We start from the raw sequence: 14,420 nt of genomic DNA, 5'->3' as shown, positions 1-14,420 counted from the left end.
TAATAAAAACCCCGAATTTAAAAGCCAAAATTGCCATGTTCATCAAATGTTTGGCGTGTTAGAGTTTGTGCGCCCTGAGTTTATGCCTATTTTACTATCTCGTTGGCTAAGACCTAAAGTTACTCGTTTCATAATCCAGTACAAACCCGCAAGTACCACAAAGGTGATAGTAATAATTACGAGGGGCTGTTTTCCCAGAATTTCTTCTACCCCCTTGGTAAGTACGGCATCAGGTTGAGTAATAAAATCCCAACTGTTAAAACGCAAAAATCGCCCCCAATAAACACCAACGGCACAGAGAAAATGTGTAATCAACTCAAAGCGCCAAATCCATTGACTTTTGCCGATGCGATGTAAGTAGTGACCCCAATTAATTAACGATATTACATAAGCTTCAAATCCACTTAAAATTACTAGCAAATATAGAGGAATGAGTACTAAAGTAATCATCCACACCGATTGAATCGTGCGGATATCATCTATCAAGTGAATTACATCAGTCAACAAATATGGTGCATTTGGTAAGAAAGCATAGAAAACTAAGAATCCTAGCCACCAAAGCCAAGTGCCACCGCGCCTCATGCGAAATAGCCAGACACTCAAAGCCAAAGGTATAAAAGCCAGAAACAAATTCCAAGTCATCCAACTCATATTAATTCGCAAGACCTGCATGACTCTGGCTATCAATTCTTCTTTCATAGGTGCTTACTCGGAAGATGTTTGATTGATGTAGATTCACTCTGTAGTGTTAGTGTTAGCCTTAGCGATCGAGTTTTTGTAGCCTCCAAGAAAATTAATTTCCTCCAATATCAGACAATATTTTTGTGTCAGTTAGAAGTAAATGCAAGCTGCTGTATGTCCAAAATTTAGAGTTTTTGTGTATTTTATGCTGGAGGATGAAATTTATCAATCAATCGGCTTAAGCCACTAGTATAGCCAGAAAATCATCAGGGTAAAACATACCACTGAAAGGTAGTCTGAGCAACAAAAACGCCGCGAATAACTGATAGTGGACTTTTTTAATTGCAATGTTGCCCCTGTGCTAACTATTATATTGATTTCATTTTGCCGTGCTAGAGTTACAGAAGCACTCAAAATTTTTGTCAAGTTAGCCTTTGCTTAGGGGCGGACGAGACGCCCACCCGACAAGAAGTAGTTGGATATTTTTTATTGAAAAGTCCCTAACTAACGCAGTAGCACTCGACTACGCGGGCCGATCGCTTGTTTGGGTGAAGTAGGTATTGTACAGTTATTAGCAGAATCCTGTGAACAAGCAGGTTGAGCAAGGGTTGCAGGGTTGACAACTACTTGATTAACCTCTAAAAAATTACCACTACTGAATTCGATATTAGGTGTAGTAGAGAGCGATGGAGAATTAGATCCAGATGTAGGTGTCGAGGAAATAATCGCACTACCACTATCAACTACAGGTGCAACAGTCAGTGTGCTACCACCATCAACTATTGGTGCAACAGTCAGTGTGCTACCACTATCAACTATTGGTGCAATAGTCAGTATGCTACCACTATCAACTATTGGTGTAGGAGCGATCGCACTACTATCAATTACTGATGGAGGAATGGGTGTACTTCCACCGCTAATTACTGGCGGGGGAATGGGTGTACTACCACTGCTAATTACTGGCGGGGGAGTGGTTGTACTTTCACTACCAGTAGTTGGTGTAGGAGTTATGAGAGTTGCAGTTGCAGGTACTTTGATTTCTATTCTTGCTAGGGGTGAGTTAGTCATTTCCAAAGATGTCACCTTTGGCGAACCTGGGAGATCGGATTTGAAATCAAAGACTGTGGGGGTTGCACCACCATTGCGATTGCTATATCGGACTCCATATCCACTCACTTCAAAGGTTCCCTGATACTGGTTTCCAGTATTTGGATCGGTGACAGTACCAGTGTATAAGGCTTTTGTGAGATTAAATTCATCCTGAACTACTCCTTGAAATGTGGTTCCTGCTAATTGTCCCTGGTATTTATAGGGTGTCAACTCACCGCCAGAGAGAATCGGTGAAGTGAGAACGCCATTAAAGGAGACAATCGGAATGCCTTTAAAGTCAACAAAATAATGCAAACTACCATCAGCACGTGTTTTTACCTGCACATAGTCTGACTTGTATATAGGGACGTAATTAGGATTGTTCTTAGTACCTAAGTTCCGCGAGTAAGTCCCCGTGTCGTCTGTATCAACACGAGTAATGCTTTGATTGAAATTGGGATTATTTCTGGGGAGTTGAATAGTCCCTGATAATGTGCCAGTGCTTTGAATTGTGATTTGAGCGAAAGCGCTTGTTCCAGTTAAACCGATGATGACTGCGGCTAAACTACTGCTGCTAACAAGAACACAACCCAACTGAACTGATGAATTTAATTTCATGAAAAATTTGCTCCTTTAATCACGTATCAAAAAAAACACGCACTCCTTTTCCCTACTTCACAAGGCAATGAAAGCATCTAATACTGAATTAGTAAGTACAAAATTAGCGTATTTTATTACATTTACATCAGTACAGAATTAAAACCGGAAACTTGCTCTTAATGTTCCAACGATTAATGCATCGTTAGCGGCATTGTGATCGGGATTGAAAATAACGAATAAGCCTGGAGTCAAGGCGATATTGTCGCTCAGTTGGGCGCGGTAAAAAACTTCTACGTGAATTGATGTGTCATTACGTCCACCTGGTGTCCCCCCATCAGAAAAGTTGGGAAAATTGAAGCCATCGGGTAAAGTACTGGAAGTAATTTTGGGCGGTTGTCCGACAAGAACGCCTCCTAAATTCCCAGGACGCAGCAAATTAGGAAAAGCCGCGAATACCATCCAGTTAGTAGTTTCTACACTTCCAGAAAGGTTAGATGGCTTGGAGGAAGTAAAGCCACCCCAACCGCCCAACTGCAAGTTAGGGTTAATTCGCCAAGCAACGGTAGCGCCTATTGCTTGGGTGTTGAAAGCTGTAGGATCTGCAAAAGGTGAAATCAGTTGAGAATCGCCAATACCACCTCCCAGTAAGCCATCTGGAGAGTGGGAATAGAGATAATGTACGCCGACATCAATGTTATTTGTGGGTGCTAAACTTAACTGAGCGCCAGCAGTATATCTACCACCAAATAGTCCGCCCTGGTTGATGTTGCCGGGAAAATTGGGTATTTCGGTACTATAAACGCCTTGCAAACTGATGCGATCGCTAATCTGCCAGTCAAAGCCTATACCACCAGTGCCGTTACCAATACTTAAAATCGGGTTCCGCTGACCGAATAGAGAAATTGCACCGTCACTAGAACCTTCTAAAGGGCTAATACCGCGAAAGGTATTGATTGGGTTGACTCCCGCCGTACCTACGACAATTCCCAAGTTATCCGAGGCGAGAAATCGATAAGATAAGTCACTAATAACTAGATTGTTGTCTGTATTCGACTCGAAACCCAACCGTCCCATATTGGTAGATAAGAACGATGCATTAGAACCCAAATTACCCGCAGACAGCCCTGTTAGCAGTAAATCTCGCCCTGTAAATGAAGTTGCTAAGGTTAGTTGGGCGCTACTTGTGAAAGTCAGATTGGTTTTTCCTTGGCGTTCAGGTACTCCATCTCTAGGAAACAAATCGACATTGGGGCTATTAGTTCCCTGAACGCTAAAAATGGCTTGACCAAATAATCTAGTTGTTGTGGAAAACTGATTACCTTTTAATTGACTCGTCCAGTGTTCTACAGTTTCGACACGCTGCTGTAATTGTTGCAACTCTGCTTTGAATTCACCTTGCAACCTTTGCAGCAGGATTAAATCTTCATTATTAACAGTATTAATTTTATTGTTAGCGATCGCATCGTTAATCTTCTCCAAACAAGCATTTAAACCAGCCGCAAATTCATAACGGCTAATACTACGATTCCCCAGATAAGTCCGATCAGCGTATCCAGCAATGCAGCCATAGCGTTCTACTAAAGACTGCAAAGCACCAAAAGCCCAATCGGAGGGTTGCACGTCCTGGATCTGCGATACTGAGGTGACTTGAGACATTTGGTTGTCTGAGTCTGGGGGATGGGGAGATAGAGATAATTCTTCTGTGTTTTCCTGATTCTGAGCAACTTCTGTTCCAGGTTGAGTATCTTTTAATTTAAGTAAGTTAAGTGAACTTATGAATTTAATTTTTTCTCTATTTTTTCTAAGTATATTTTCGTACTTATTTTTGATAATTGGCGACGTGTTTATATCGGGCTGTACGAATTCAGGTGGTGTAATTTCAGCAGGTGAGACAACTTGAGATAAATTTTCCTGTGTTGACTGCTGCACCGGATTATCCAACAGAATTACGGATTGCTCTGGTAAATTGAGCGCAGATATTGGCACTGTTGCCAGCACACTTGCCATCAGTAGACTCATATCACTCCTGGTATTTCATTTGACTTACACCAATACTTCTTTTGACAGACAAAGTTGGTGTATATCAGGAATTTTTTTGAAAAAAAAGTGATAAAAGTTACTCTGGTTCAGAGTGTCAAGGGGGAGCAGGGGAGTAGTTGCACTAAGTCTTTCCCCTCTGCACCTCTGCTTCTTGTGCCCAATGTCCCAGATAGATTATTCTGGTTCGCTACAATACTTATTCATCTGATTCACTAACGTATCTGACTGTTTGCCAAGAGTTGTAGCTGTTGTCAGTGCTGAGTCAATTTCGCCTCTAGCCTTTTGGATTTTTTCTCTCCCAGATTCCGAGGCTTCTGCTGTCTTGGTTGCACCAAGCGCCCTACCTGCTTTAGCGATCGCTTGACTAAGATTTTGAAAAATCTTCACAAAATCGCTTTGAAATTCTTTCAGTTTCGGATCTGTTAGCTTCAGTTCTCCAATGGATTTAGTCACAAAGTCTAAATCTTTAGATAGCTGTATGCTAGTTATCACTTGCGCTCCTTTCTTTTTATCAATTAGAGAAGTTCCAGCATTCACAACTCGAATCAGTCGTTGGCACTGGGAAACTTTATTGTCGCTGCAACTAGTAACGCATAAAGCAATACTTAGGCTCACAGGAGCAAGAACAGTATATTTATGTGAAATAGACATTAACACCCCAACAGCAATCAAACCCACAATATAGTATCCAATATTACGAGTAAAAGAGGTATTTGGGCGAATGGCACGAAGTTAAAATACAGCTTTTGCCCTGACTGGTTCCCAGCCTGGGAGGCTTTGCGTCTAGTGGCTTAACCAGAGGCAGAGCGTCTCAGAATACATTCCCAGTCTGAAGACTATGAACGAGGTGACACAAGCCTTTGGGCTTTTCTTAGTGCTACTGGTGCATTGGGTATTAGGCATAGAGAAGAGGGGGAAGACGCTGCATGGGGATTATCGGTTGATAATTGGGGATTAGAAGTTAATGATTTCAAAATTTACAAACTCAATATTTAAGTAGCCGCGATCAACTGCGTAAGAGATGGTCATTGACCGACTCAATAATTACTGTTACAGCACGTGGCTTCCAAATCGACTATCAGATATATTCCAGCTTTGAGAGATTCTATGCGTTCTGCCATTAATTGAGGATCTAAGGTTGAATTCACTCTATATAGAAATTAGGGATGGGTATTGGGAAAGCTCTTCCCCAGTCTTCAATATGATAAATGCTAGAGCAGTTTTGTAATTAATTAAATGTTGTTCTCAGATGGGAATTTTGATGATAAACTCGGTTCCCATACCTGGTTGAGAATTCACGTCTAATACACCTTTGTGTTTCTCTACAACTATTTCATAAGCTATCGACAAGCCAAGTCCAGTGCCTTTTCCAACGGTTTTTGTAGTAAACAACGGCTCAAACAAGCGTTTTTTGAGCCGTTCGGGAATACCAATCCCATTGTCAGCAATCCGAATTACAACCAATTGTTCAGAATCTATTTCTGTTGCAATTTGAATTTGAGGAATTAGATTGCTCATTTTGCCATGCATTATAGCTTCGTCAAGAGCATCAATTGCATTTGCCAAAATGTTCATAAATACTTGATTCATCTGCCCAATATAGCAGTTTACCTCTGGTAATACTCCATAACTTTTGATAACTTCAATGGTGGGACGATCGCCATTAGCCTTGAGGCGGTGTTGCAAAATCATTAGTGTACTATCTAGTCCTTGGTGCAAATCAGCAGATATTTTGGCATCCCTATCAGAGCGACAGAAGTTGCGGAGTGAATTAGAAAGGTTCCGAATTCGTTCACTTCCTAGCTGGAGTGAAATCAAAATTTTTCCCATATCTTCGAGAACAAAGTTTAGATCCAAGTTCTCAATAGCAGTGGTAATTTTGGCTGTTGGGTTTGGATACTCTTGTTCATACAGTAGGAGCAACTCGGTTACTCCTGCAATGTATCCTTGCAAGGGTGGAATATTGCTGGAAATAAAGTTGATGGGGTTGTTGATTTCATGTCCAATACCAGAGATTAACTCTCCAAGTGTTGATAGCTTCTCTTGCTGCACCAGCTTGACTTGGACTTTTTGCAAAGCCTTGGTGCGATCGCTAACTTGTTGTTCCAAAGATTCAGTCAATTTTTTGAGTTGTAAATGCACGCGCACTCTAGCAATGACTTCCTCTTGTGCAAACGGTTTCGGAATATAGTCCACTGCACCAAGGGAAAATCCCTTCGTTTTGCTTTCCGTATCTGCTAAAGCAGTGGTGAAAATAATTGGAATATTTTGGGTAACAGGATTGGCTTTGAGGCGACAACAAGTTTCAAATCCGTCAATACCTGGCATTTGTACATCCAGCAAAATCAACTCTGGTTGATTGCGTTCGGCTTGAGCGATCGCACTTTCTCCATCGACTGCAACGCGGAAACGAAAACCCTCACTATTGAGTGCTTCACACAGGAGAGATAAATTTGTGGGATTATCATCCACAATCAAAATAAATCCGTTATTTGGAGTTTTGCTCATGATGAATTAAAAATTAAAATTTCACTCAAGTTAATTAATATATTGTTGAATAAAAGTTTCCAAACGTTTGAGTTGGAAATTACTAGCAAGTTGGACAAGCTGCTGGACAAAAACTCTTAGCTGATCGTCCGATGCAGAAAGTTGTTCAGCCAGTTCTAAAATTTTTTGAATATCGCCATCTTGTACGAGGAGGAGCAACTGTTGTAAAACCTCATTGGCAGGATAAATAATCTCATTTACTCGATCTAAACTACCTACCTGGTTGTTTTTAATTACATCTACCTTGCCGTCAAAAATCCATTCCAGGTACAAAAATTGTCGTAGCATTTCCAGTAGTGTTTCAGCTTCTACAGGCTTTGGTAGAAATGCATCTGCACCTACATCAATACTCTTGTGCTGGTCGGCTGCAAACACACTGGCTGACGAAGCGATGACAGCAATCTCTTTAAATTGCTCAGACTGACGCAAACGATTGATCAACTCAAATCCATCTAATATAGGCATCACTAAGTCAGTGATAATCAAGTCTAGTTTGTTTGCTAGAGCTTGTTCCCATGCTTCTTGACCATTACTAGCTTCTACAACCGTAAACCCAACTGGCTCTAGTAGATTTACAATTACCGATCGGTTTTCCCATTTATCATCCGCAATCAAAATGGTGCGCCTTTGTCCTTGATAACCAATAATAGTTCCCTGCTCAACCACTCTAGAAGCTTTTGCCCAGTCTTTAGATTCTGGCAATTTTGCCTCAAACCAGAAAGTGCTACCTTTGCCAAATTCACTTTGTACCTGAATTTGACCACCCATCAACAAAACAATTTTTTGGCTGATTGCTAATCCTAAACCTGTACCTTCAGATTGTCGTTTTTGACTTCCCACTTGCTCAAAGGGCTGGAAGATTTTATCGGCTTGTTCTGGGGTTATACCCGTGCCAGTATCTACTACCTGAAAGCGAATTTTGTAGTTAGTTTTTCCATTGGTATTTGATTCTTGACCAATCACCTGAACTTTGAAGGTGACACTGCCTTGATGAGTAAATTTCATGGCATTACTAAGCAAGTTAATCAGTACTTGCCGTAAGCGTTTTTCATCAGCATGAATACCTATTGGTAAATCAGGATCGATCTCGATGTGAAATACAATGACTTTTTGTTCTGCCTTGATGCGGCAAATTTCAGTCACGCTATCTATAAAAGCAGGCAAGTAGAAATCAACAGGATACAATTCCAACTTCCGAGCTTCTATCTTGGAAAGATCGAGGACATCATTAATTAGAGTTAAAAGATGAGAACCACATTGATAAATAATGCTGAGTCCTTTCCGTCCTTTTTCACTCAAAGATTCTGTGCGTTGGAGAATTTGTGTATAACCCAAGATACCGTTAAGAGGTGTGCGTAGTTCATGACTCATATTGGCGAGAAATTCACTCTTGGCTTGGCTAGAGTTTTGAGCGATTTCCTCTGCAATGCGTAGTTCTTTCTCAATGCGCTTGCGCTCGACAATTTCAGTTGAAAGTACTCGATTAATAGCTTCTAACTGGGCAGGGCTAGGTAGTGTGAGAGCTTGAGGCATAAGATAAAATAACGCAAATGCCGTATATATCGAAATAATGGCAGTTAGAGCTTTTAAACCACCTGCAACCCAATAGTCTGGATGCCAAAGCGTCCAAATATCCATCAAGTGTCCAGTACTGCAGGCAATGATAAAAGCACCAAATAACATAAAGACTCCATTGAAAGGAACGTCTTTGCGCTTGGAAATAAAGTAAATCAGTAGGAAGGGAATAGAATAATACGCTAGAGCGATCGTGGCATCAGAAATAATGTGGAGCCAAACTAATCCAGTTTGCCAGAGATAACAATGTCCGTGGGGAACAAAACCGTTAGAGTGGAAAGCATAGTTGAAAAATGTCGGCATGATACTAGGGGTTGCTAGATTTGAAAGATATACCCAGAACTCTAGTATTCCCAAACAATCAAGTAGAAAAGCGCGATCGCTACTTTTTTATATTAGTTTTCATTATCAAACAGAATATATGCGTCAGTCGTCAGAATTCCGAATTGAATTCTGAACTTCATAGTGGATGAATAAACGGGTTTAAAACCCCCTCCAAATCTTCGATTTGGTGGTCAACAAGACCTGCGCCGGTCTGAATCCCCGACTGTAAGCGACGCGGAAAGCGAGTCCACGAGCGTCTTAATTCTGACTCCTGAATTCTGAATTCTTCTTCAATTAGATTTTTATTTGTTTTGTAGTGTTTAATTAATTCAAGACTTATTGCATCAACAATTAAATTTTTACGGGTATAACAAGTTTATGTAATCAGCATTAGTACTTTATTCTTACCTTTTTGTAACAAGAATAATCTATAAGTATATTACCAAAATTTTCAATACTCCATATTAAATTAATGTTTCCCATACTATTAAAAAATCATCAAGATATGCTTAGTAAACTGCGTATTTGCTGACTTAGTTTAATTAAAACTATAGGATGTTTCTATAAAAATACGTAATTTTTCGTATAATATCATAAAAACAAAGAGTGAAATCTAAAATTTAGATGAGATTTGGGAAAATACTGTGAATCGAAGTGCGGGAATTACTAAACTTTCAGGGCATCTAACTGTAACAAAAGTATTCCTCAAGTTTTGAGTAACTAGGTTCAGTCAATAAAGTCAGCAGATGTTTGCCTCTATTTTCCACAGACTTTACACACCCTCGTTCTGCAATTTGGAATATGAAAACAAACTCATCTAACTCGCTGTTAACAGTATCAACTGGCCCGCTAAAGATTTCAGAGTTGCCTCCCAACCCCGTGGGTACAGGTGATGAATCTATTCATCTTTCTCTAGTAATTCCTACTTATAAAGAGCGTGAAAACATCAAGAATGTAGTCAACGTATTGAGTCAATTACTGGATGAATCTATTGCCGGAAACTATGAACTAATAGTGGTAGATGATGATAGCCCAGACCGAACCTGGGAGATAGCACAATCTTTGACGACAGAATACCCCCAATTGCGGGTGATGCGACGCCAACAGGAACGGGGGCTGTCTTCAGCAGTGATTCGTGGGTGGCAAGCAGCCACGGGCAGTGTGTTGGGGGTGATTGATGGAGATTTACAGCATCCACCAGAGGTACTAATACAACTGTTGCGTAGTATTGAGCAAGGAGCAGATTTGGCAGTAGCTAGCCGTCATGTAGAAGGAGGCGGTGTTAGTAGCTGGAGTGTTGTTAGGCGTTTTTTGTCTCGTGGCGCTCAGTTGTTAGGCTTGGTGATCTTACCGGGGGTATTGGGCAGAGTTTCTGACCCGATGAGTGGTTATTTTATGGTGCGCCGGAATGCGATCGCAAATACAATACTTAATCCAGTTGGATACAAAATTCTCCTAGAAGTAATCGGGCGGGGAAAAGTAGGCCAAGTTGCCGAAGTTGGCTATGTGTTCTGCGAACGCAAAGAGGGTGAGAGTAAGGTGACATGGAAGCAATATATAGATTACATCCACCACTTGGTACGGTTGCGGCTCTCCACAGGACGGGTAGGACGATTGCGTAGAAAAGTCAATTTCCCAGTTGGTCGATTCGTCTGCTTTGGGTTGGTTGGCTTTAGTGGTGTGTTTGTGGATATGGCAATACTTTACTTGCTTAGTGAACCAACTACTTTGGCTTGGCCACCGATACCCAGCAAAATTATTGCTGGTGAGATTGCAATTTTAAATAATTTCTTTTGGAATGACGCTTGGACATTTGCTGATGTCACCGCCAGACAGCAAGAATGGCAGCAACGCTGGAAGCGGTTTTTCAAATTCAATCTAATTTGCCTTGCTGGACTGGCTTTAAATATACTGATCTTATACTTAATGTATAATTTAGTTCTTCCTCACTTCATCCACAATGATGTCACAATTACATTTACAGTATTAAATTTAAAGTTAAATTTAATTATTCGTAAGCTTTACATTGCCAACTTTATTGCGATCGCAGTTGCTACCATCTGGAATTTCTGGATTAATTTGAAACTTAGCTGGCGCGTCACTGATGTGAAATAATCACAACGAGGGATTTGAGATTTTGATTTTTGTTCTTAGACTTTAGAACGAACTGAAATCTAAAACGTCAAATCTACAAGTCCATTCGTGTGAGGCCCGGCAATGAGAGCTTTTTTCCAAGGTGCATTTGATTTTTACAGAAAAATTATCTCATTGCTACCTGTCTATACTGCCCGTTTTCTGCCCATAGTAGATGCAGTAGATGCAAATTCCACCTCAAAACGCAAGTATTGGCATAATTGGCAGTTTCGCCTCCCTCCTTTCTGGCTTCATCTCTTGCCGATCTTAATGTGGTTGATCGTCGGCATCAGCTTACGCCTAGTCAACTTGACTGCAAAGCCTCCTTGGACTGATGAGTTTGCCACCTTGGTGTTTAGCTTGGGAAATACCTTTTTATCAGTTCCCCTAGATCGAGCGATCGCACCTGATATTCTATTACAACCACTGCAACTAAACCCAGCGGCGACTATTGGTGATGTCATTCACAACTTAGCCACACAAGATAGTCATCCACCACTGTATTTTGTGCTGGCTTACCTGTGGATGAAATTATTTAAGAGCGACGGAGGATTAGTATCGCTGTTTGGTGCGCGATTGCTACCAGCTATATTCGGTGCTGCCTCCATTCCGTGTGTTTACGTATTTGGCAAGGTAGCGTTTCGTTCGCGATTGGTGGGACACTTAACTGCTGCGATGATGGCAGTATCACCCTACGGTGTATTCTTAGCACAAGAAGCGCGTCATTACACTTTGGCAAGCTTATGGGTAATTGGTTCCCTCACCTGCTTAGTAATTGCCACACGTCATATTCAAAACCGCACACCTTTACCTATATGGGTAGCACTTTTATGGGTAGGAATTAATGCTTTAGGTATTGCTACTCATTTTTTCTTCACCCTCACTCTTTGCACAGAAGTCATAGTTTTGATTTTTCTTGCTTGGCTTCAATTACAAACTAGCAGCAAATTTTCTCTTTTCTTCTCTTTTGTCTGGCGACGTATTTATGCCGTTGTTATAGGTACTTGTGTAGCGGGTTTAATTTGGATACCAACCTTGTTAGAGAATAAAAATCGTGATAATTTAACCGAGTGGATTCGAGGTTCGCGTGTTGGACTAGATTGGTTCAGCCCAATTTTTCAAGCTTTAGGAACATTGATTGCAATGATTTCCTTATTACCAGTTGAATCTTCACAGCTATTGGTTGTGATTGCTTCTGGATTGGTGATGTTGACTTTCTTTATTTGGGCAGTACCAATTTTGCTGCGTGGGATTAAAATTCAACTACAGCACCCAGAAAACCGGATTATGATTCAGGTGCTTGCTGGAGTAGTTATCAGTGCGATCGCTTTATTCTTTATATTTACGTACTTTTTGGGTATTGACCTCACCAGGGGTGCTAGATATAACTTTATTTACTTTCCTGCGATCGTTGTTTTACTAGGCGCAAGTCTCGCAGTTTGTTGGCATCCTCCCCAGGAATGGATGGAAACAGAGCCAGGGAAAAATGGGATAACAAGCATAGGTAAATGGGGAATAAACGGGAAAAAAGCCGTAATATTAATTTGGTTAATGGGATTTTTCAGTGCAGTTACAGTAATTTGCAATCTCGGCTATCAAAAATATTATCGTCCTGACCTGTTTGTGCAACTAATTCAACAAACATCCCCAACACCAGTACTGATTGCCACTACCCACAAAACTTATGTACACACTGGAGAAATGATGGGAATTGCGAGGGAGATTAAACTTGCAAATTCACTTCAAAATCCTCTGTTTCTCCTTGCTCATCAAGATCGAGATCCGAATGCTTCCACCATTGCTCTAGAAAATACTTTAAAGAAATTACCACGACCTTTTGACTTGTGGCTGGTAAACTTTCACGCACCCGTAGCAGAAACCGCGAACACATGCGTTATGTCTGATACTCAATCTTTGCCAAGCATAGATGGCTACGAATATGAACTTTATCATTGCCAGGAGAGTTAATTTTCTCATAAACAAACCTCAAACCCTTATTAGACCATCAGGAATCACGGTTCCCGATCTTAGGTTTGGGAATATGTTCATAAGCTATGCTGTCGGCTAAAAGTAAAGGCTTAGAAACTTTACAGATTTTATTTACCAGTTGTAGTAAATTAATGCTATGGGAGTTCTAAATGGTATGTGAAAAATTTTAAGTAGTGTAGGGTGGCTTTGACCGCCCTACGTATATTTCAAAAATCAAATAAGAGTCCTATATATTAGTCTAGTAAATCACTTATAAGTGTACAAATAATTTTTTTTGTATCCAAAAAGCAAAGGATGACATATTCAAAACATTTCCCACCAGATGACTGTCCTCCATCACAATCCGATATTGCATCAGGGCAGTTTTACAGGTTTATTAAAAAGGCTCATCTAAGACCGCACCCAAAAGATTTTCTATCTTGGCGGCAAGAATTTTCAGACAAGGAATGTCCTGCGGGTCTATCCGAGTGTCAAGCTTGTGGAGTATCTATTCATTCGTCATTGGATGATGCCAAAAATCTATCTCTTAGAATCCCACGTTTTAAGAATATGAAAATTGCAAAGGGTATGTTGAGTGGCAAACTGGGAAGGACAAAACATACTCCATCAAGGCATGAAAAATCTCACCATACTTGGTGGATACCAGAGGATAGCGAACCTTGTAAGGTTTTTGAACTGATTGATGCGAATAAAGAAGATTCTACTAAAACATAAACAGTTATAAACATGAGTTTTTTGCCGGAAAGGACAATACTAGGACAGCTTGAAATCATAGAAGTTTATGACTTTTCTGATAAGCCCGTATTGTTTTCCTGTAAAAATAAATCTGGATTAATTTTTACTGTACTTTGTGTAGATAGTTCAGATTCGGCGGAGATATGGTTATATGCTCCCATGTCTTCATCTAAATTTCAGAGAGTAGTCCAGGCCGGAGTTGAGCTTAGAGATATATTTATTGATACAGAAGATGCTTTTGTCTATCAGGTAGAAATTCCTTATGAAGATGATCTGAATGTTGTTGTTAAAACTGTTGATTGCAATGAAATACCAGATGGATATTTGCCAGGATTAGGGCAAGTAATTGAATCTCAAGAAAATTGTAATGATACTAATATAGAAAACCTCATCCCCTAACCCCTTCTCCCTTGGGAGAAGGGGAATTGAATGTCTAGCTCCCCTCTCTCTTGGGAGAGGGGCTGGGGGTGAGGGCAAAATGTTTTCACCAAGCGGGTTTAGCGTTAAGTTGACACCAATGTGGTTTTAGCCATTCCCCTAAATTTACCTTGAACTACTACCCTGCTCTAAAAACTCTATTTTTATGCGATCGCGCAAAGTCAGGACAACAGTACACTTGTATTCTAGGCTAGAACCCCTATTAAATCGTTCAGCTTTTTTCTAACTCAATTTAAAATGGGCGAACCGGGAGTAATTACAGAATCCCC

10 protein-coding genes are annotated in these 14,420 nt (G+C 40.5%); 4 read left to right on the top strand and 6 right to left on the bottom strand.

All coding sequences use genetic code 11. From position 1 onward, the window contains the following. Nucleotides 1-42 precede the first annotated feature (42 nt). The 6 genes from V7K41_RS29730 to V7K41_RS29705 all read right to left on the bottom strand — a co-directional run bounded on the left by V7K41_RS29730 (nt 43) and on the right by V7K41_RS29705 (nt 8,835). Nucleotides 43-699 carry a DUF1361 domain-containing protein gene (locus V7K41_RS29730; RefSeq protein ID WP_334854086.1) on the bottom strand — a complete coding sequence of 219 codons (657 nt, stop codon included), beginning with the start codon at nt 697-699 and terminating at the stop codon, nt 43-45. A gap of 486 nt (nt 700-1,185) precedes the next feature. Then, nucleotides 1,186-2,388: a hypothetical protein gene (locus V7K41_RS29725; protein ID WP_334854084.1), complete on the bottom strand. Its 1,203-nt coding sequence runs from the start codon at nt 2,386-2,388 to the stop codon at nt 1,186-1,188. Between the two features lie 138 nt (nt 2,389-2,526). Next, nucleotides 2,527-4,389 (bottom strand): iron uptake porin, encoded by a 1,863-nt coding sequence (locus V7K41_RS29720; RefSeq protein ID WP_334854083.1) that lies wholly within the window; start codon nt 4,387-4,389, stop codon nt 2,527-2,529. A 195-nt stretch (nt 4,390-4,584) separates the two neighbouring features. Next, a complete protein-coding gene (locus V7K41_RS29715; protein WP_334854082.1) occupies nt 4,585-5,061 on the bottom strand; it encodes a hypothetical protein in 477 nt (158 codons plus the stop codon). A 594-nt stretch (nt 5,062-5,655) separates the two neighbouring features. Beyond that, nucleotides 5,656-6,918, bottom strand: a complete 1,263-nt coding sequence (locus V7K41_RS29710) for a sensor histidine kinase (RefSeq protein ID WP_334854081.1) — start codon at nt 6,916-6,918, stop codon at nt 5,656-5,658. Nucleotides 6,919-6,948: 30 nt separating this feature from the next. Continuing rightward, nucleotides 6,949-8,835: an ATP-binding protein gene (locus tag V7K41_RS29705; protein ID WP_334854080.1), complete on the bottom strand. Its 1,887-nt coding sequence runs from the start codon at nt 8,833-8,835 to the stop codon at nt 6,949-6,951. Nucleotides 8,836-9,657: 822 nt separating this feature from the next. Here V7K41_RS29705 and V7K41_RS29700 point away from each other — a divergent pair. From V7K41_RS29700 to V7K41_RS29685, 4 genes are all read left to right on the top strand, one after another. Further along, nucleotides 9,658-10,971 carry a glycosyltransferase gene (locus tag V7K41_RS29700; protein ID WP_334854078.1) on the top strand — a complete coding sequence of 438 codons (1,314 nt, stop codon included), beginning with the start codon at nt 9,658-9,660 and terminating at the stop codon, nt 10,969-10,971. 102 nt (nt 10,972-11,073) lie between these two features. Further along, nucleotides 11,074-12,957 (top strand): glycosyltransferase family 39 protein, encoded by a 1,884-nt coding sequence (locus V7K41_RS29695; protein WP_334854076.1) that lies wholly within the window; start codon nt 11,074-11,076, stop codon nt 12,955-12,957. Nucleotides 12,958-13,272: 315 nt separating this feature from the next. After that, a complete protein-coding gene (locus tag V7K41_RS29690) occupies nt 13,273-13,692 on the top strand; it encodes a hypothetical protein (protein ID WP_334854075.1) in 420 nt (139 codons plus the stop codon). A 12-nt stretch (nt 13,693-13,704) separates the two neighbouring features. Continuing rightward, nucleotides 13,705-14,112 (top strand): DUF6575 domain-containing protein, encoded by a 408-nt coding sequence (locus tag V7K41_RS29685; RefSeq protein WP_334854073.1) that lies wholly within the window; start codon nt 13,705-13,707, stop codon nt 14,110-14,112. Nucleotides 14,113-14,420: the final 308 nt, after the last annotated feature.

The organism is Nostoc sp., from assembly GCF_036917415.1.
Lineage (GTDB): Bacteria > Cyanobacteriota > Cyanobacteriia > Cyanobacteriales > Nostocaceae > Nostoc.
The sequence above is the reverse complement of the archived record's forward strand: the minus strand, read 5'-3'. Positions and strand labels throughout refer to the sequence as shown.